General features: G+C 73.6%; 17 protein-coding genes and 1 pseudogene. 11 read left to right on the top strand and 7 right to left on the bottom strand.

The annotated features are described in order from the left end of the window. Positions 1 to 200, bottom strand: a 200-nt coding sequence (locus AB0F77_RS41835) for an NAD(P)-binding domain-containing protein (protein ID WP_361959625.1), incomplete at its 3' end; no start/stop codon positions are given. A gap of 37 nt (positions 201 to 237) precedes the next feature. Continuing rightward, positions 238 to 1,351, bottom strand: a pseudogene (locus tag AB0F77_RS41830) (sialidase family protein). Positions 1,352 to 1,468: 117 nt separating this feature from the next. Between AB0F77_RS41830 and AB0F77_RS41825 the strand changes: the two are divergent. Beyond that, positions 1,469 to 2,068, top strand: coding sequence for a hypothetical protein (locus tag AB0F77_RS41825; RefSeq protein ID WP_361959622.1), 600 nt, complete (start codon positions 1,469 to 1,471; stop codon positions 2,066 to 2,068). Between the two features lie 174 nt (positions 2,069 to 2,242). Then, a complete protein-coding gene (locus AB0F77_RS41820; RefSeq protein ID WP_361959619.1) occupies positions 2,243 to 3,523 on the top strand; it encodes an MFS transporter in 1,281 nt (426 codons plus the stop codon). A gap of 229 nt (positions 3,524 to 3,752) precedes the next feature. Here the strand turns inward: AB0F77_RS41820 and AB0F77_RS41815 are convergent, their stop codons facing one another. After that, a complete protein-coding gene (locus AB0F77_RS41815; protein WP_361959616.1) occupies positions 3,753 to 3,989 on the bottom strand; it encodes a hypothetical protein in 237 nt (78 codons plus the stop codon). Between the two features lie 58 nt (positions 3,990 to 4,047). Between AB0F77_RS41815 and map the strand changes: the two genes are divergently transcribed. Further along, a complete protein-coding gene (gene map, locus AB0F77_RS41810) occupies positions 4,048 to 4,905 on the top strand; it encodes a type I methionyl aminopeptidase (RefSeq protein ID WP_361959614.1) in 858 nt (285 codons plus the stop codon). 141 nt (positions 4,906 to 5,046) lie between these two features. Then, positions 5,047 to 5,694 (top strand): biliverdin-producing heme oxygenase, encoded by a 648-nt coding sequence (locus AB0F77_RS41805; RefSeq protein ID WP_361959611.1) that lies wholly within the window; start codon positions 5,047 to 5,049, stop codon positions 5,692 to 5,694. An 18-nt stretch (positions 5,695 to 5,712) separates the two neighbouring features. Here the strand turns inward: AB0F77_RS41805 and AB0F77_RS41800 are convergent, their stop codons facing one another. The 3 genes from AB0F77_RS41800 to AB0F77_RS41790 all read right to left on the bottom strand — a co-directional run bounded on the left by AB0F77_RS41800 (position 5,713) and on the right by AB0F77_RS41790 (position 9,409). Then, positions 5,713 to 6,369 (bottom strand): PhzF family phenazine biosynthesis protein, encoded by a 657-nt coding sequence (locus AB0F77_RS41800; RefSeq protein WP_361959608.1) that lies wholly within the window; start codon positions 6,367 to 6,369, stop codon positions 5,713 to 5,715. 62 nt (positions 6,370 to 6,431) lie between these two features. Then, positions 6,432 to 7,946 (bottom strand): HtaA domain-containing protein, encoded by a 1,515-nt coding sequence (locus AB0F77_RS41795; RefSeq protein ID WP_361959605.1) that lies wholly within the window; start codon positions 7,944 to 7,946, stop codon positions 6,432 to 6,434. Positions 7,947 to 7,981: 35 nt separating this feature from the next. Then, entirely contained in the window at positions 7,982 to 9,409 is a 1,428-nt protein-coding gene (locus AB0F77_RS41790; protein WP_361959602.1) for an HtaA domain-containing protein, read from the bottom strand. Between the two features lie 111 nt (positions 9,410 to 9,520). Here AB0F77_RS41790 and AB0F77_RS41785 point away from each other — a divergent pair, with 111 nt between their 5' ends. The 7 genes from AB0F77_RS41785 (at position 9,521) to AB0F77_RS41755 (ending at position 16,855) form a co-directional block, all read left to right on the top strand. Then, positions 9,521 to 10,516, top strand: a complete 996-nt coding sequence (locus AB0F77_RS41785) for an ABC transporter substrate-binding protein (protein ID WP_361959600.1) — start codon at positions 9,521 to 9,523, stop codon at positions 10,514 to 10,516. After that, positions 10,513 to 11,598: an iron ABC transporter permease gene (locus tag AB0F77_RS41780; protein ID WP_361959597.1), complete on the top strand. Its 1,086-nt coding sequence runs from the start codon at positions 10,513 to 10,515 to the stop codon at positions 11,596 to 11,598. Before AB0F77_RS41785 ends, AB0F77_RS41780 begins: the two co-directional genes overlap by 4 nt. Beyond that, positions 11,595 to 12,449, top strand: coding sequence for a heme ABC transporter ATP-binding protein (locus AB0F77_RS41775; RefSeq protein ID WP_361959594.1), 855 nt, complete (start codon positions 11,595 to 11,597; stop codon positions 12,447 to 12,449). Before AB0F77_RS41780 ends, AB0F77_RS41775 begins: the two co-directional genes overlap by 4 nt. A 176-nt stretch (positions 12,450 to 12,625) precedes the next feature. Beyond that, a complete protein-coding gene (efeO, locus tag AB0F77_RS41770) occupies positions 12,626 to 13,762 on the top strand; it encodes an iron uptake system protein EfeO (protein WP_361959591.1) in 1,137 nt (378 codons plus the stop codon). Between the two features lie 8 nt (positions 13,763 to 13,770). Then, complete coding sequence (gene efeB / locus AB0F77_RS41765) at positions 13,771 to 15,024, top strand: iron uptake transporter deferrochelatase/peroxidase subunit (RefSeq protein ID WP_361959588.1); 1,254 nt, start codon at positions 13,771 to 13,773, stop codon at positions 15,022 to 15,024. 3 nt (positions 15,025 to 15,027) lie between these two features. Further along, positions 15,028 to 15,900: an iron uptake transporter permease EfeU gene (efeU, locus tag AB0F77_RS41760; protein ID WP_361959585.1), complete on the top strand. Its 873-nt coding sequence runs from the start codon at positions 15,028 to 15,030 to the stop codon at positions 15,898 to 15,900. Continuing rightward, on the top strand, positions 15,860 to 16,855 hold the full coding sequence (locus AB0F77_RS41755; RefSeq protein WP_361959582.1) for a hypothetical protein: 996 nt from the start codon (positions 15,860 to 15,862) through the stop codon (positions 16,853 to 16,855). The genes efeU and AB0F77_RS41755 overlap by 41 nt, the downstream gene beginning before the upstream one ends. 40 nt (positions 16,856 to 16,895) lie before the next feature. Here the strand turns inward: AB0F77_RS41755 and AB0F77_RS41750 are convergent, their stop codons facing one another. Then, the gene (locus tag AB0F77_RS41750) at positions 16,896 to 17,624 is read right to left on the bottom strand and encodes a bifunctional DNA primase/polymerase (protein ID WP_361959579.1); all 729 of its coding nucleotides are present in this window, start codon (positions 17,622 to 17,624) and stop codon (positions 16,896 to 16,898) included. Positions 17,625 to 17,882: the final 258 nt, after the last annotated feature.

The following is a 17,882-nucleotide window of genomic DNA, read 5'->3' as shown; positions in this document are numbered from 1 at the left end:
GCCGCCGCCCGCGCGCGGTCGGCCGCCCGGGAACCGATGATCACCTTCTGGCCGGCCCGGGCCAGCCGCAGGGCCAGGCCCTTGCCCTGCGGCCCGGTGCCACCCAGCACACCCACCACGAGACCGGAGACGTCGGGCAGCTCCCAGGGATCCTTGACGGGAGCCCTGTCGGGCTGCTGTGCACTGTCGGTAGAGGTCATGCCGCGACTCTACGTCCGCCGCCGGGCCCGTACCGGGTCACGTGAGCGCGGTCACGGGCACCCGGCGGAAGGTGATCGTCTCGTGGGCGCCGAAGTCACCGGTCTCGTAGAGGAGTCCGACGGTGTCGCGGTCGGCGCGGACCAGGTCGGAGTAGGCGGCGGGCAGCCCGTCGACGGTGTGGACCGGGCGCCAGGTGGTGCCGCCGTCGGTGGAGGCGCGCAGGGTCATCAGGGCGCGGGCGCCGGGGGGCGGCGGGCCCGGAGTACAGCAGGACGTCGGGGTCGCGGAGCTGGAGGACGCTCGCCTGGCAGACGGGGCCGGTGAGGCCGGCCTGCGGGCGGTACGGCTTGACGAGGGTCAGGCCGCCGTCCTCGGAGTGGGCGTCGGCGCGGGTGGCGGGGGCCCGGGAGAGCTGGTCCCGGGTGTTGAAGTAGACACGGCCGTCGGGGAGTTCGGCGGCGGTGGTCTCGTTGGCGTTGACGTAGCCGTCGGTGTTGTCGTCGACGAAGCCGAGGTACCAGGTCTCGCCGAGGTCGTCGCTGAGCAGGCAGTGGCCGCAGTGGTGGTGGGGCTCGGCACCGGTGTCCGTCCCCGTATGGGTGTCGGTGTCTGTGCCCGTGCCCGTGTCGGCGGGCGGCGCGGTGTGGTTGGCGGGGACGAGGACGCGGCCCGTGCTCAGCTGGAGGGCGTGGCCGGGTCCCGTGGCGTACCAGCGCCAGCCGGGGCGGGTCACGGAGCCGGTGATCTCGCGGGGCGCGGACCAGGTGGTGCCGTCGTCGTCGCTGTGCTGGACCCACACCCGGCGGCCGTCGGCGGCGGGCACCTCGCCGCGCAGGACGGCGTCCTCGGTGGTGCCGGCGGCGGCGCGGACGTGGACGAGCAGGACGCGGCCGGTGCCGAGGACGACGGGCGCGGGGTTGCCGGCGAGGCCGTCGCCGTTGCGGGCGACGGCCCGGGGCGGGTCCCAGGTGCGGCCGCCGTCGGTGGAGCGCCGCAGCACGATGTCGATGTGGCCGTGGTCGTGCGGGGAGTCCACTCGGCCCTCGCAGAAGGCCAGCAGGGTGCCGGTGCGGGTGGCGACGATCGCGGGGATGCGGTACGAGGCGTAGCCCCCGTGGCCCGCGCGGAAGGGGACGGTGACGTCGGTCATGGGCGGCTCCTCGCCGGTGTGCGGTGGCGGTGCGGTGACCCGGGTGCCTCCCCGGGTCGGGCGAATTCGGGGTGAACTCCGCGTCACGAGTGCCCGGTTGCGGCAGGATGCGGTCGCATGGATGCCGTACGGGTCGCGTTGCTGCGGGAAGTGCTCGCCGGGACGGAGTGGCTGGGGGCCACGCGGCGGTTCGCCGGGGTGCTGCGGGGGTCCGTGGTGGCGCACGGGGGCGGGCTGCTGCTGGTGGGGACGCCGGAGTACGAGCCGTGGCACCTGGCGGCGCACCTGGTGGACGAGGCGGCGTGGTCGGGTACGCCGGAGCTGGCGCCGACGCTCGTACGCCATGCCGCGCGCCCCTCGGACCCGGCGCACCTCGCGGTCGGGCCGGGTCGGCTGGAGGCGGCGCGGCGGGGCGAGACACTGCTGGTGGTGGCGCCGGACGAGGGCGAGGCGCTGCTGGAGCGGGTGCACGACGCGCGGCGGGCCGGGGTGACGGTGCTGGCGGTGGGGCCGGGGGGCGGGGACCTGGGGACGATGGCGCACGAGACGCTGGCCGTGCCGGAGGGGGCGGAGCTGGACCTCGACACCGTGCAGCACCTGGTGAGCGCGGCGGCCGGGGAGAACGCGGTGCCGGCGCCGAGGGCGCGGCGCACCTTCCACGACCGCCTGACCCGCCTGACCGAAGCCCTGACGTCCCCACCCCCTGCCCCGTGGTAATCCGCCCACCCACCCGACTCGGCAACTGAACTGCCTGCGGCAGAACGACCACGGCGGAGTGCCTGCCGCACAGCACCCGCCGACAGGAACAGGAGAGCGAGCCAGGGCCAACTGAGCCGGCCGGGCAGAAAAGCGGTTGCCGGGCTCACGTCGGGGAGTTGAGCATGGGCCGTCGTGACCAGTCGTGATCTGTTTCCCGATCTTGCGCCCTGGCGGGCCTCCCGTGACTTCCGGCGGCTGTGGGTGTCGGGGCTGGTCACCAACTTCGGGAGTTTCCTGACCTTCGTCGCGCTGCCCGTGCAGGTGAAGGAGCTGACGGGGTCCGCCGCGGCGGTCGGGGCGATCGGCGCCGTCGAGCTGGTGCCCCTCGTCGTGTTCGGCCTGTACGGCGGCGCGCTCGCGGACGCCCTGGACAAGCGCAAGCTGATCGTGCGCACCGAGGCCGCCCAGGGCCTGCTGAGCGCGGTCCTGCTGCTCAACGCACTGCTCCCGGGCCCGGCCGTCTGGCCGCTGTACGTCGTCGCCGCCCTCACCTCCGCCGTGGGCGCCGTGCAACGCCCCGCGCTGGACTCGCTGTGGCCCCGGATCGTGCGGCACGAGCACCTCCCCGCCGCGGCGGCGCTCAACTCCCTGCGCTGGACGGTCGGCGGCGTCGCAGGACCCGCCCTCGCCGGTGTCGTCGTCGCGTACGCCGGCCTCGGCTGGGCCTACGCCGCCGACCTCGCCACCTTCCTCGTGTCGGTCGCCCTGATGCTCCGCATCGCCCCCTCCCCCGCGTCCCACGACGCCGTGAAGCCGTCCCTGCGGGCGATCGCGGAGGGCGCCCGCTACGCCTGGAGCCGCAAGGAGCTGCTCGGCACCTACGTCGTCGACATCGCGGCGATGCTGCTCGCCATGCCGATCGCCGTCCTGCCGTTCCTGGCCGACGAGTTGCACGCCGAGTGGGCGCTCGGACTGATGTACGCCACGCTGCCGGCCGGTGCCCTGCTGGTGACGCTGACCAGCGGCTGGACCGCGCGTGTCCACCGGCACGGCGCCGTCGTCGCGGTCTCGGCCGCGCTGTGGGGGCTGTCGGTGGCGGCCGCGGGCGCCTGCGGCAACGTGTGGCTCGTGCTGCTGTTCCTCACGCTGGGCGGCGGGTTCGACATGGTCAGCGGGATCTTCCGGTCCGCGATGTGGAATCAGACGATCCCGGACGAGCTGCGCGGCCGACTCGCCGGGATCGAGCTGCTGTCGTACTCGGTGGGGCCCCAGCTCGGCCAGGTCCGGGCGGGCGGCCTCGCCGCGTGGACGGGGGTGCGGACGTCGGTCTGGTCGGGCGGCCTCGCCTGCGCGGGCGCGGTGGGGCTGCTCGCCCTGTGCCTGCCGGCCCTGATGCGCTACGACGTCCGCACCGACGAGCACGCGACCCGGCTGCGGGCCCGACGCTCGACCGACGCCCCCAGCCCGGCCTAGGGCGTGTTTCGGAAGTCCCGCCTGGCCCGCGACGCCTGGCACGCACACTCGCCGCGTTGTCGGAACGCCCGAGTACATCCAGTACGAGGGCGATCCTCTGCCTTGCGACTGCACGCACCAGACGCCGCGGGCCCCGCCCTCCGGGCGGACGGCGCCACTTTCGAAACACGCCCTAGCCGTACCCCGAACACGCGTACGGCAGCTCACCCGGTCGGGTGGTCGGTTCCGGTCAGCTCTCCTCGTTGGCGGCGCCGCCGGCGGACGCGTCGTGCCAGCGGGGGTCGTTCTCCCACTGGAGGTTGCGTTCGCGGGCCGTCTCCATCGCGTGTTCGGCCTCCGCCCGCGTGGCGTAGGGGCCGAAGCGGTCCTTGGCGGGGCACTCCGGCCCCTCCTCGACCTTCTTGTGCTCCAGGCAGTAGTACCACTCACCGGGCTTGCCGACCGTGCGCTTCTTGAACAGGGCCATGACCAGCTCCTCTCGCCACCGACATGTTCCCCCATGTCCGCTGGTTAGACTCGCTGGCATGTCTGGCCAGTCGCTGCTCGTACCGGGGGAACTGTCCCCCACCCGTTCGGTACCGGGGAACGTCCGCCGCCCCGAGTACGTCGGCAAGCCCGCGCCGACGCCGTACACCGGGCCGGAGGTGCAGACCCCGGAGACGGTCGAGGCGATGCGTCTCGCGGGCCGGATCGCCGCGCGCGCGATGGCGGAGGCCGCGAAGATCATCGCGCCGGGCGTCACCACGGACCAGCTGGACAAGGTGGCCCACGACTACATGGTCGACCACGGCGCCTACCCGTCCACGCTCGGCTACCGCGGCTTCCCCAAGTCACTGTGCACCAGCGTCAACGAGGTGATCTGCCACGGCATCCCGGACTCGACGGTGCTGCGCGACGGCGACATCGTCAACCTGGACGTGACGGCGTACATCGGCGGCGTGCACGGCGACAACAACGCGACGTACCTGGTCGGGGACGTCGACGAGGAGTCGCGGCTGCTGGTGGAGCGGACCCGCGAGGCCCTGGACCGGGCGATCAGGGCGGTCCGGCCGGGCCGCCAGGTCAATGTCATCGGCCGGGTCATCGAGTCGTACGCCAAGCGCTTCGGCTACGGCGTGGTGCGCGACTTCACCGGTCACGGCATCAACACGTCGTTCCATTCCGGCCTGATCATCCCGCACTACGACAGCCCGCACGCGACGACCGTGATGCGGCCCGGGATGACGTTCACGATCGAGCCGATGCTGACGCTCGGCACCCACGAGTACGACATGTGGGACGACGGCTGGACCGTCGTGACCAAGGACCGTCGGCGGACGGCCCAGTTCGAGCACACGTTGGTGGTGACGGAGACGGGCGCGGACGTCCTCACGCTGCCCTGACCCCGTCTGCCCCCTCGTCCGCCCGGGTCACCGGGAGAGCCCGCTCTCTGTGGAGGGCGGGCCTCTTCTTGTACGCTTTTACCGACATGACGTCGGCAAAAGCATTGACTTAGGTAAGCCTTACCTTAGAAGATATGTCCCATGGACTCCTTCTCGACACTCATCCGCACCGCGTCCCACGAGCAGCACGTGGCGGCGGAGAACTCGACGTTCATGGGCGACCTGCTCGGCGGCAGGCTGGGCGTCGACGCGTACGCGCGGTACACGGAGCAGCTGTGGTTCGTGTACGAGGCGCTGGAGGCCGGGGCCGGGAGGCTGGCGGCGGACCCGGTGGCGGGGCCCTTCGTCCGCCCGGAGCTGTTGCGGCTCGGCTCGCTGGAGCGGGACCTGGAGCATCTGCGGGGGCCGGGCTGGCGAGCGGGGCTGAGCGCGCTGCCGGAGACGGAGGCGTACGCGGCGCGGGTGCGGGAGTGCGCCGAGGAGTGGCCCGGTGGTTATGTCGCGCACCACTACACCCGCTACCTCGGCGACCTGTCCGGCGGGCAGATCATCCGGGACCGCGCGGAGCGGACGTGGGGCTTCGCGAAGAAGGGCGACGGGGTCCGGTTCTACGTGTTCGAGGAGATCCCCAACCCCGCCGCGTTCAAGCGGGGTTACCGCGAGCTGCTGGACGCGGTGGCCGCGGACGACCTGGAGCGGCAGCGGATCGTCGCCGAGTGCAACAGGGCGTTCACCCTGAACACCGAGGTCTTCCGCGCCCTGGGGGAGGAGTTCCCCCTCAGCGCGTGAACGCTCCACCGTGACACCTCAGTGTTCCGGTTGGCGTTCCAGGTAGACCCGGCCGCCCACCTCCACCCAGCCGTGCGGCTGGGGTGCCGTGAGGAGTTGGGAGCCCCTGCCCTGGCGGATGTTGAGGGCGCGGCCGAGCCGGTCGGTGAGCAGGAGGGCCGCCGCGCCCGTGGCCTCGTCCTCCTCGATGCCGTCGTCCCGGCCGGGGAAGGCACGGGCCCGCACCCGCCCCGCGGCCTCGTCCTCCCAGGCCCACGCGTACAGCCACTCGCCGGGCGGCGGCACGGTCAGCGCATCGACCTCGGCGGCCGTGGCGTACTGGCGCAGTGTGCGCGGCGGCGCCCACTCGGGGCGGGCCTCGATCCAGCTGAACTCGCCGTCGAGGCGGACCCCGACGACCCCGGCGGGGGTGACGAGTTCGGGCACGTCGAGCAGCCAGGCCGTGCCGACGCAGGGGTGCCCGGCGAAGGGCAGCCGCAGGGTGGGAGTGTAGATGTCGATGACCCCGCGCTCGGGATCGTCCACGAACACGGTCTCGCTGAAGCCCAGTTTGGCCGCGAACTCCTGGCGGTCGTCCCGGTCCGGCAGGACCGAACCGTCCCGGACGACGCCGAGTTCGTTGCCGTACCCGCCGCTCGGTCCGCAGAAGACGCGCAGCACGTCGTAATGAGTCACGGGGGCATCCAACACCACCGCGGCGGCGAGCGTGTTCCTCCACCGCTCGCCGCCGCTGCCGCTCAGCGTGCGGTGCGGCGGCGCGTCGCGACCAGCACGCCCGCGCCCGCCGCCACGGCGACCGCCGCCGCTCCCCCGAGCGCCGTCGCGGGGAGGGCGGCGCCGGTGGCGGCGAGGCTGCCGGTGGCACCGCCCGTGGTGGAGCCGGTGACGCCGCCGCTCGCGGGGCCGGTGCCGCCCGTGCCCGTGCCCCCGGTGCCGCTCCCGCCGGTCGTTCCGGTGCCCGACCGGCCGCCGCCCGGCGGGAGTCGGGCGTCGTCGGTCAGGGCCACGGACAGGTCGACCGGGTCGAGGGCGGTGCCCTTCGGGTAGAAGCCGCCGAACGCCTCCGCACCGGCGTCGGTGAGGGTCGCGGTGACGTCGTCCAGGGTGATGACGTCGTCCACGGCGGTGAGGTCGGCGGACGTGGTCTTCAGGTCGGCGAGCACGACGTCGTCGGTCTCCGTGCCGAGGCTGTTCACGTCGGCGGTCAGCTCGCCGGTGCCGCCGTCGAGGTGCGCCCGGAGGTTGTCGAGGGTGAGGTCGAGGCCGTAACTCCCGTTTTCCTCATGGCCCTTGAAGGTCACCGCGCCCGCGAAGGCGGCGGTGAGGGTGCCGGCGTCGGTGTGGTAGTCGCCGGTCGCGTCGCCGAAGGTGAACACCCCGTTGCCGGGGGCCTGTTCGGCGCCGCCGGAGACAGTGATCGTGCCCTTGGCGACCGGGCCCACGACATAGGTGCGGAAGGACTCCTTCACGCCCCAGGTGAGCGTGCCGTCGGCCAACTCGCCCTCGGCGGCGGGCGGCACGGACCCGGTGGGGGTCGGGGAGGCGGTGGGGCCGGGGCCGGTGCTCGTGGTGGCCGACGGGGTCGGGGAGGCGGACGGGGTCGGGGAGGCGGACGCGCTGGGGCTCGGACTCGGGCTCGGTGACGTGGTGGGCGGGTCGGAGGGGCTCGGCGGCGGGGTCGTGGGGTTCTCGACCACCGAGAGGGGATCGCCCGCCGTGCCCGCGTACGAGGCGGAGCCGAGGAACGCGCCCGCCTCGGTGGTGAGCGTGGTGCCGAGGCCGGTCAGGTCCCGGCCGGTCGGCGGGGCGACCTCGGCGAGCGGTACGTCCTGCTGCGTGGCGCCGCCGTCCGCGACGAGGTCGGCGGTGAGGACGCCGTCCGCGCTGTCGTACCGGAGGTCGGACAGCACCCGGGTGAAGCCGTGCGCCGTCGACTCGACGGTGAGCGTCCCCCGGAAGGCCAGGCGCAGGGTGTGGGTGGTGCTGTCGTAGGTGCCGGTGCCGCCCGTGAAGGTGAAGGGCCCGTTGCCCGCGGCCTGGGAGGCGCCGTCGGCGGGGGTGAAGGTGCCCTGGGCGAAGCCGGTGACGTAGGAGCGGTACGACTGCTTGATGCCCCAGGTCAACTCGTACCCGGCGAGCGGGACTTCGGCGGCGGAGGCGGTGGTGGCCGTGACGGCCGTGAGGGCTCCGGCCCCCAGGGCGACCGCGACGGCCGCGGTGAGGGCGAGGCGTCTGGACGTGGTGGGGCGCATGGGTGGGTTTCCGTCTCCTCGGTCGTGGGTGTGGGTCAGTCCTCGGCGGCGGCCCGGCGGGCACGGCGCCGACGCAGCGCGAACGCGCCGGCTCCGCAGACCAGCAGCAGGGCGGCGGCCGCGAGGGAGAGGGGCAGGACGGGGGTGCCGCGGTCGCCGGTGGCGTTCGCCACGGGACGTGGCGTGCCGGTCGCGGCCGGCGGCGGGGCGGCCGACGTGGGCGTGCCGGTGGGGTCGGGGGCGCTGCCCGGGTCGGGCAGGGCTGGCAGCCGGGCGTCGCCGGTGAGGGCGACGGCGAGGGACACCGGGTCCATGTCCGTGCCCGGCCGGTACATCCCGCCGAAGGCCCTCGCGCCCTCGGCGGTGAGTTTCGCGGGGGCCTCGGTCACCCGGGCGAGGCCGTCGTGGGCGGTGAGGTCCCCGGCGGTGAAGGTGACGAGCGGGACCTGTCGGCCGCTGGAGCCGCCGCCGGTGACGTCGGCGAGGAGGGTGCCCCTGCCGTCGCGCACGGTGACCCGTACGGCGCCGATGCGCAGATCGAGGCCGTGGGCGCCGGTGAAGCGGACGGTGCCGCGGAAGGCGGCGGTCAACTCGCCCTTCTCGTACGTCCCTTCGCCCCGCGGGAAGCGGAAGAGGGCGCCGCCGTCCTGGGCGCCGCCGCTCAGGGTCCACTCCCCCCGGGCGATGTCGCCGGTGACGTACTCGCGGAAGGTGCGGCGCACGCCCCAGTCGACGGCGCCGTCCTCGATCGCGCCGGGGCGGGAACGCGGCTTCTTCTCCGGGGACTTGTTCTCCGGGGCCTTGTTCTCCGGCGACGTGGCGGGGACGGGTGTCGCCCCGGCGGCCGGCAGGACGTCCGCCGAGAGGTTCACCGGGTCCAGGGCGGTGCCCGCGGTGTAGTAGCCGGCGAAGGAGGTGGCGCCCTGCGCGGTGAGCGTCGCGGGCACGTTGTTCAGGACGACGCGGGTGCCGCCGCCCTTCATGGTGATGCCGTCCAGCGCGAGGGAGGCGAAGGGCACCTGTGCGGACGTCGTGACCGTCCCGGTGCCCCTCGCCCTGCTGGTGACGTCCAGGTAGAGCGTGCCCCGCGCGCCGGAGATCCGGACGGTGGGGCGGCTGAGGGCGAGGTCGAGCCGGTAGGAGCCGTCGGCCTCGCGGTGGCCGGTGAAGTGGACGCCGCCGGCGAACGCGGCCGTGAAGGCCCCCGTGGCGCCGTCGTACGTGCCCCTCGCCGAGGGGAAGCGGAACTGGCTGCCGCCCACGGTCGCCGCGCCGCCGGTGAGGGAGTAACTCCCTCGGGCGATGGGCCCGGTGACATAGCTCTGGAAGGACGACCGCACACCCCAGTCGAGGCGGCCCCCCTGCACGGTGCGGCTCGCGGCGTGCGCGGTGGCGGCCGGGAGCAGGGCGCCCAGCAGCACCGCGCACAGCACGGTGACGAGGGCGCGGAGGCGCGCGGGCATGGAAGGTCCTCCGGAGACGACTGCCGGTAGCGAACGAAGGTAAGGCTAACCTAAGCTTGCGGAGCAGTGGAGGGAAGCGACCGAAGGGAACGGGACGGAACCGTGCGACGCTTGCGCATCCGACTGGCGGGAGCAGTGGTCTCCGTGCTCGCCCTCGCCCTCGCCGCGACCGGCTGCGGCGGCCCACCGGGGGCGGCGCCCACCGCCGCGCCCGCGACGCCGGCCGACCGCGTCGAGCCCCTGGCGGGCACCCCGGCGCCGGACCTCCCCGTCACCGTGTCCTCCGCCGACGGCCGGGAGGTGACCGTGCGCCGGGCCCGGCGCGTCGTCCCGCTCTCCGGCGGCCTCAGCGAGATCGTGTTCACGCTCGGGCTGGGCGACCGGGTGGTGGCCCGCGACATCACCGCCACGTTCGCGCAGGCGGCGGGGCTCCCGGTCGTCACCCGCAACCACGACGTCTCCGCCGAGGGCGTGCTGTCGCTCGAACCCGACCTGGTCCTCGCCGAGACGACCACGGGACCGCGCGAGGCCATGGACCAGATCCGTGACGCGGGCGTCCCCGTCCTCGTGGTCGGCCCGGCCCGGGAGTTGGACGACGTCGGCCCGCGCATCCGGGCCGTCGCCGGCGCGCTCGGCGTACCGTCCGCCGGGGCCGAGCTGACCCGGCGTTCCGAGCGGCGCATCGCCGCCGTGCGCCGGACGGTCCCCCACGAGAAGCACGCGCCCCGGGTCGCCTTCCTCTATCTGCGCGGCTCCGCCTCCGTGTATCTGATCGGCGGCCGGGACTCGGGCGCCACCTCGCTGCTGGAGGCGGCCGGCGCGGTGGACGCGGGGGCGGCGTCCGGACTGGACGGGGACTTCACCGCGATCACCACCGAGGCCCTCGCGCGGGCCGCGCCCGACGCGATCCTCGTGATGACCAAGGGGCTCGAATCCGTGGGCGGCGTCGACGGGTTGGTGGCGATCCCGGGGGTCGCGCAGACACCGGCCGGGATGCACCGGCGGGTCGTGTCCGTCGAGGACGGGGTGCTCCTCTCCTACGGCCCGCGCACCGACCGGGTGCTCGCGTCGGTGGTACGGCAGTTGTACGGGGGTGACGCCGAATGACCGTCACCGACAGGCCCGTCGGGCGGACGGCCGCTCCCGTTCCCGCCCGGCGCCAGCGTACGACGGCGTGGCTGCTGACCGCCGCGCTGGTCGCCGCCCTGCTGGTCCTCGTCCCGGTCGCCGCCGGGCTCGGCGCCTATCCGATCCCGACCGGGGACGTGCTCGCCTCCGTGCTGCACCGGGCCGGGCTCGGCGGGACGGCGCTGGAGCGGGTGCCGGAGTCCGTCCTGTGGGACGTGCGCTTCCCGCGGATCGCGCTCGCGCTGCTCGTCGGCGCGTCGCTCGGGTGCGCGGGGGCGCTGATGCAGGGCGTGTTCGGCAATCCGCTCGCCGAACCGGGCGTCATCGGCGTCTCGTCGGGGGCGGCGGTGGGGGCGGTGGGCACGATCGCGTTCGGGCTGGACTTCCTGGGCACCTGGACGGTGTCCGCGTTCGCGTTCGGCTCCGGGCTCGCCACCGTGCTGCTGGTGTACGGGATGTCGCGCTCCGGGGGCCGTACGGAGGTCGTGACGCTGATCCTCACCGGGATCGCGGTGAACGCCTTCTCGGGGGCGCTGATCGGGCTGTTCCTGTTCTTCGCGGACACCGCCGCCGTCAGCCGGATCACCTTCTGGCAGCTCGGCTCGCTCTCCCAGGCGACCTGGCCCAAGGTGCTCGCGGTGCTGCCGTGCGCGGTGGCCGGGCTGGCGCTCGCGCCGCGGTACGCGCGGCGGCTCGACCTCCTCGCGCTCGGCGAACGGCCCGCGCGGCACCTGGGGGTGGACGTGGAGCGGCTGCGGCTGGTGCTGGTCCTGGTGATCGCCCTGCTGACGGCGGCGGCGGTCAGCGTGTCCGGGATCATCGGGTTCGTGGGACTGGTCGTACCGCATCTGCTGCGGATGGCGGCGGGGCCCGGGCACCGGTTCCTGCTCCCGGGCAGTGCGTTGCTCGGGGCGCTGGTCCTGCTGGCGGCGGACGTGGCGTCCCGTACGGCGGCGGCCCCCGCGGAGCTTCCGCTCGGTGTCCTCACCGCCCTCCTGGGCAGCCCCGTCTTCTTCTGGCTCCTCCACAGGACCCGCCGCCGCCAAGGAGGTTGGGCGTGACCGGATTCAACGGATTCAACGGGTTCAAGGGGTTCAAGGGGCTTCCCCGTCGCCCCCCGCCCCCTTCCCGTCCCGCACCCGGTGACGTGCTCGTCGAGGCCGTCGGGGTCGGGGTGCGCCTGGGAGGGCGGCCCGTGCTGCACGGGGTGGACCTGGCCGCCCGCGCCGGACGGCTGCTCGCGCTCGTCGGGCCCAACGGGGCCGGGAAGTCCACCCTGTTGGGTGCCCTCGCCGCGGACGTCCCGGTCGCCGAGGGCGCCGTGCGGATCCACGGGCGGACCGCCGCCCGGTGGTCCCCCGCCGAACTCGCCCTGCGCCGCGCCGTACTCCCCCAGTCGGCCACCCTGTCCTTCCCGTTCACGGTCGCCGAGGTGGTCCGGATGGGCCGCGCCCCGCACCCCGCCGACCCCGCCGCGGACGACCGCGCGGTGGCCGACGCAATGGCCGCGGCCGAGGTCACCGCCCTCGCCGCCCGCCCCTTCTCCGCGCTCAGCGGCGGCGAGCGCGCCCGGGTGTCGTTCGCCCGCGTCCTGGCCCAACAGGCGCCCCTGCTCCTGCTGGACGAGCCGACCGCCGCCCTCGACCTCCGGCACCAGGAGTCGGTGCTCCGACTGTGCCGGCGGCGCGCGGACGCCGGTGACGCCGTGGTCGTCGTCCTGCACGACCTCGCCCTCGCCGCCGCCTACGCGCACCACGTCGCCGTCCTGCGCGCCGGCCGTGTCGTCGCCCACGGCCCGCCCTCCGGGGTCTTCTCCGAGCCCCTGCTGTCGGAGGTGTACGGCCATCCCGTCGAGGTGTACCCGCACCCCCGCACCGGAGCCGTCGTCGTCGCCCCGAAACGCCTTCCTTGACCCTCCCTTTGCCCGCCGTTGGTGCCGGTTTTGAGCCGTCGAGATCAAGCCGTGCCTGTGATCTTTTCGTGAGAGACGAATCACGATCCGGGCGGGTATTAGTGAGGTAAGCCTCATGTAAGTTAGGGCAGCCTCACTACAGCACGTCCACCATGTTCCCGCTTCCTGGAGCCCGCATGCGAGCCGTCCGACTCACCGTCTCCGCCGCCGCCACGGTGGCCGCTCTGACCGCCCTCACGGCCTGTACCGCGAAGAGCGACGCGAAGGACGGTGACGCCATCAAGGTCACCGCGGCCGACTCCACCTGCGACACCTCCGCCAAGTCGGTCCCGGCCGGCCAGGTCACGCTCCAGATCGAGAACAAGGGCTCCAGGGCCACCGAGGTCGAGATCGTCTTCCCGGACGACCGGATCGTCTCCGAGAAGGAGAACATCGGCCCGGGCACCAAGTACACGCTCACCGCCGAGGTCAAGGCCGGCTCGTACGAGATCGCCTGCCGCCCGGGCATGAAGGGCCACGGCGTGCGCCAGAAGCTCACGGTCACCGGCGGCTCCGTCGCCAAGCGCGACCCGCAGCTCGACAAGGCCGTCGCCGACTACCGCCAGTACGCCCAGGACCAGGCCGACCAGACGCTGCCGCTCGTCGGGACCTTCGTGAAGGCGATCAAGGACGGCGACCTGGAGGCCGCGAAGAAGGCGTACGCGCCCTCGCGCCTCGGCTGGGAGCGCACCGAGCCGGTCGCCGAGTCCTTCGGCGACATCGACCCGAAGGTCGACACCCGCGCGGACGGCCTGGAGGACGGCCAGAAGTGGACCGGCTGGCACCGCCTGGAGAAGTCCCTCTGGGAGGACAAGAAGATCGGTGACGAGGACAAGGCCCTCGCCGACGAGCTGGTGACGGACCTGAAGGACTGGCAGACCCGCGTCGGCAAGGCCGAGATCACCCCGACCTCCATGGCCAACGGCGCCAAGGAGCTGCTCGACGAGGTCGCCACCGGCAAGGTCACCGGCGAGGAGGACCGCTACTCGCACACCGACCTCGTCGACTTCAAGGCCAACGTCGAGGGCGCCCAGAAGGCGTACGAGCTGCTGAAGCCGGTCGCCGCCAAGAACGACTCCGCGCTCACCACCGAACTCGACAAGCAGTTCACGGCGCTCGACACGCTGCTGGACAAGTACCGCACGGACAAGACCTCGTACGACTTCGTCTCGTACGACAAGGTCACCAAGGATCAGCGCAAGGAGCTGTCGGACGCGGTGAACGCCCTCGCGGAACCGCTGTCCAAGCTCGCCGCGGCCGTCGTCACGAAGTAGGACCCACCATGACCGAGAACCAGGGCGGCGGCGCCCCCTCGCGCCGCGCGCTGATCGGCTGGGGCGGTGCCGGGCTCGCGCTCGGCGCCGCCGCGGCGGGCGGCGCTGTCGCCATGACCCGCGTCGGCGAGGACGCCGACCCGGCCGCCGCCGACACCGGCGCCGCGGTCGAGTTCCACGGCGCCCACCAGGCCGGCATCGCGACCCCGGTGCAGGACAGACTGCACTTCGCCGCGTTCGACGTGAAGACCGACGACCGCGCCGAGTTCGTCCAACTGCTCAAGGACTGGACGCGGGCCGCGCGCCGGATGACCGCCGGGCACACCGTCGGCGAGGGCGCCTACGGCGGACTCGCCGAGGCGCCCCCGGACGACACCGGCGAGGCCCTGGGGCTCAAGCCCTCGCGGCTCACCCTCACCATCGGCTTCGGGCCCGCCCTGTTCGAGCGGTTCGGCCTCGCCGACCGCAGGCCCCCGGCCCTGGCCGACCTGCCGAAGTTCCCCGGCGACAACCTCGACGGCGCCCGCACCGGCGGCGATCTGTGCATCCAGGCGTGCGCGGACGATCCGCAGGTCGCCGTGCACGCGATCCGCAACCTGGCCCGCATCGGCTTCGGCACGGTCGCCATCCGCTGGTCCCAGCTCGGCTTCGGCAAGACCTCGTCGACGACCCCCGACGCCCAGACCCCGCGCAACCTCATGGGCTTCAAGGACGGCACCCGCAACATCGCGGGCACCGAGACCGACCGGCTCACGAAGTACGTGTGGGCCGGCGAGGGCGACGGACCCGCCTGGATGACCGGCGGCTCGTACCTCGTCGCCCGCCGCATCCGCATGAACATCGAGACCTGGGACCGTACGTCGCTCCAGGAGCAGGAGGACGTGTTCGGCCGCGACAAGGGCGAGGGCGCCCCCGTCGGCAAGGCCAAGGAGCACGACGCGCCGTTCCTGAAGGCGATGAAGCCGGACGCCCACGTCCGCCTCGCCCACCCCGACTCCAACGACGGAATCACCATCCTGCGCCGGGGCTACTCCTTCACCGACGGCACCGACGGCCTCGGCCGGCTCGACGCGGGCCTGTTCTTCCTGGCCTACCAGCGCGACGTCCGCAAGGGGTTCATCCCGCTCCAGCGCCGGCTGTCCGCCCAGGACGCGCTCAACGAGTACATCCAGCACGTGGGTTCGGCCGTGTTCGCCGTCCCGCCGGGCGTCCGCGACACGGACGACTGGTGGGGGCGCACACTGCTGTCCGAGGAGGCGTAGCCCGTGTTCTCCAACTACCTGATCGGCCTGCGCGAGGGACTGGAAGCCAGCCTCGTCGTCTGCATCCTGATCGCCTATCTGGTCAAGACCGACCGCAGGGACGCCCTGCGGCCGATCTGGACCGGCATCGCCATCGCCGTCGCCATCGCGATGGGCTTCGGCTGCGCGCTCGAATTCGGCTCCCAGGAACTGACGTTCGAGGCGCAGGAGGCGCTCGGCGGTTCGCTGTCGATCGTCGCGGTCGGCCTGGTGACGTGGATGGTGTTCTGGATGCGCCGCACCGCCCGGCACCTCAGGTCCGAGCTGCACGGCAAGCTGGACGCCGCGCTCGCGATGGGCACGGGCGCGCTGGTGGCGACGGCGTTCCTGGCCGTCGGCCGCGAGGGACTGGAGACCGCGTTGTTCGTGTGGGCGTCGGTGCACGCGGCGAGCGACGGCACGCCGCGCCCGCTGATCGGCGTCGCGCTGGGTCTGGCCACCGCGGTCCTGCTGGGCTGGCTGTTCTACCGCGGCGCGCTGAGGATCAACCTCGCCAAGTTCTTCACCTGGACCGGCGGCATGCTGGTCGTCGTGGCGGCGGGCGTGCTCGCGTACGGCTTCCACGACCTCCAGGAGGCCAACTGGATCCCGGGCATCCGAACCCTGGCCTTCGACATCAGCGACACCATCCCGCCGGACAGCTGGTACGGCACGCTCCTCAAGGGCGTGTTCAACTTCCAGCCGGACCCGACCGTCGTCCAGGTCACGGTGTGGCTGCTGTACCTGGTCCCGACGCTCGTGATCTTCTTCGCCCCGGTAGGGTTCCCCTCCGGGAAGGGGAAGGTGAAGGCACCTGATGACCAGGGATCGCAGCCCTCGAAGGCTTCGCAGGCGTGACCGGAACTCCCTTGCCGCGGCGGCGCTGACCGCTCTGTCGCTGACCGCGAGCGGCTGTGTGGTGGTGCACGGGGAGCGCGAGGTGCTGCCCGCCGCCACCAAGGCCGAGGCGGCGCGGGCGCTGGAGCGGTTCACGGACGCGTACAACGCGGCGGACAAGGCGTACGACCGCTCGCTGGACGCGGACCACGTCACCGGGGCGCTCGCCGACATCGACGGCGCCCGGCTGGACGCGGGGCACGCCAACAGCCCGGCGGGCAACGGCTCGTACGTGCCGCTGACGCTGACCGACGCGAAGTTCACCATCCCCGCGAAGGCCGGCTGGCCGCGCTGGTTCGTCGCCGACGCCCGCGGCAACAAGGGCGGGAACGTCCGCTGGCTGCTGGTGTTCACGCGCGGCGGGCTCGACGAGCCGTTCCAGGTGGCGTACTTGACGCTGCTCGCGCCGGACGCGGTGCCCGAGTTCGCGAAGGACGCGGAGGGGCGGGCCGAGACCGTACCGGCTGACTCGTCCGAACTGGCCGTATCGCCCGGGGACTTGAGCAAGCGGTACACGACGTACCTCCAGGACGGCGGCAGCGGTTTCGCGGACGGCGCGCACACCAGCGGGTGGCGGGCGTCGCGGGCGAAGGAGGCGAGCCGGCCGGGCCTCGCGACGCAGTACGTCGACAAGCCGCTGACGAACGGCGACTACGCCCCGCTGGCGCTGCGCACGGCGGACGGCGGGGCGCTGGTGTTCTTCGCCTCGCGCCACTTCGAGAAGCGGACGGCCGCGGCGGGCACGACGGTGCCGATCCCGAACAAGGACGTGCAGGCCCTGACGAAGGGCGAGGTCAAGCAGTCCCTGACCCTGGAGTCCGTCTCCAACGAGGCGGCCCTCGACCCGGTGAAGGGCGGCGGTGACGTCTCCCTGCTGGGCCGGGTCCAGGGTCTGACGGCGGCGCAGGGCGGGTAGCCGGCGGTCCCCGGCACGGGCGGCCGGAGCCCGGGACCGGTCAGTGGCGCAGGGGCCAGGTCTCGCGGGTGGTGCCGGGGTGGTGGCGGGCGCAGGCGTCCGTGAGGATCTCCAGCAGGCTGAGCGGGTCGGGCAGGGCGTGTTCGGGGCCCCGTACCCAGCGCACCCGCCGGTCGTCGTCGCCGGGCAGCCGCGCGGGTGGTACGAGCACGTAGGAGCCGCGGCAGTGCCAGCGCAGGCCCGGGTGCTCGTCCATCGTCTCGGGATGGCAGTCCAGCTCGCAGGGCCACCACTCGTCCTCGTCCTCGGGCGTGCCCCGGGTGAGGGTGAAGAACAGCATGCGGCCGTCGTCACTCTCGGCGACCGGGCCGACCTCGACGCCGCCGGCCTCCAGCCGCTCCAGCGCCTCCAGGCCGGCCTCCAGCGGCACGTCGAGGACGTCGTGCGTCATGCCGGTCGCGGTGATGAAGTTCGCCTGCGGCTGGTGCCGGGCCCAGCGCTCGATCTGGGCGCGGTCGGTGGTGGACTGCGTCTGCCAGGCGAACGACACGGGGTGCCGGGCGGGGGTGGGACAGCCGACGCGGTCGCAGGAGCAGCGGTAGCCGGGGGCGGGGTGCGCGGCGGGCGCGAGCGGCAGTCCTGCCTCGGCGGCGGCGAGCAGCAGGGCCTCGCGGTCCGTCCCGTCGACCGCCTCCTGCGGACGGCGTCCGCGCAGCCACCGGGAGAGTTTGCCCTGCCGGCCGGTCCGGCCGTCGAACCCCGAGCTCATCTATCGCCTCGCCTCGCTGTCGTGCGGACACCCTGCCCCATGGTCCCACCATCCTGCGCCCCACCCGACCACACCCGTGCACCGGGGGGCACACCGGGCTGCCCGCCCGGCCCCACCAGGGGCACCGCGCTCCGGGCAGCGAGCCGCGACGAACGGCGACGCGGGGGGGGTGCCTCTATGTCTTTCGTCAAGCGAGGCGTGGGGTTCTGGGTTCGTAGAAGGTGCCGTCGCGGAGCATCGCGAACAGCACGTTGATCC

The sequence above is a fragment of the Streptomyces sp. NPDC026672 genome, from assembly GCF_040638185.1.
GTDB lineage: Bacteria > Actinomycetota > Actinomycetes > Streptomycetales > Streptomycetaceae > Streptomyces.
The sequence above is the reverse complement of the archived record's forward strand: the minus strand, read 5'-3'. Positions and strand labels throughout refer to the sequence as shown.

What these genes read in the sequence shown, in the direction of transcription:
- AB0F77_RS41825 (WP_361959622.1), top strand. Translation starts at nt 1,469, where the DNA reads ATGGATGCCGTACGGGTCGCGTTGCTGCGGGAAGTGCTCGCCGGGACG.
- AB0F77_RS41815 (WP_361959616.1), bottom strand. Translation starts at nt 3,989, where the DNA reads ATGGCCCTGTTCAAGAAGCGCACGGTCGGCAAGCCCGGTGAGTGGTAC.
- map (WP_361959614.1), top strand. Translation starts at nt 4,048, where the DNA reads ATGTCTGGCCAGTCGCTGCTCGTACCGGGGGAACTGTCCCCCACCCGT.
- AB0F77_RS41805 (WP_361959611.1), top strand. Translation starts at nt 5,047, where the DNA reads ATGGACTCCTTCTCGACACTCATCCGCACCGCGTCCCACGAGCAGCAC.
- AB0F77_RS41795 (WP_361959605.1), bottom strand. Translation starts at nt 7,946, where the DNA reads ATGCGCCCCACCACGTCCAGACGCCTCGCCCTCACCGCGGCCGTCGCG.
- AB0F77_RS41790 (WP_361959602.1), bottom strand. Translation starts at nt 9,409, where the DNA reads ATGCCCGCGCGCCTCCGCGCCCTCGTCACCGTGCTGTGCGCGGTGCTG.
- AB0F77_RS41780 (WP_361959597.1), top strand. Translation starts at nt 10,513, where the DNA reads ATGACCGTCACCGACAGGCCCGTCGGGCGGACGGCCGCTCCCGTTCCC.
- efeO (WP_361959591.1), top strand. Translation starts at nt 12,626, where the DNA reads ATGCGAGCCGTCCGACTCACCGTCTCCGCCGCCGCCACGGTGGCCGCT.
- efeB (WP_361959588.1), top strand. Translation starts at nt 13,771, where the DNA reads ATGACCGAGAACCAGGGCGGCGGCGCCCCCTCGCGCCGCGCGCTGATC.
- AB0F77_RS41755 (WP_361959582.1), top strand. Translation starts at nt 15,860, where the DNA reads ATGACCAGGGATCGCAGCCCTCGAAGGCTTCGCAGGCGTGACCGGAAC.
- AB0F77_RS41750 (WP_361959579.1), bottom strand. Translation starts at nt 17,624, where the DNA reads ATGAGCTCGGGGTTCGACGGCCGGACCGGCCGGCAGGGCAAACTCTCC.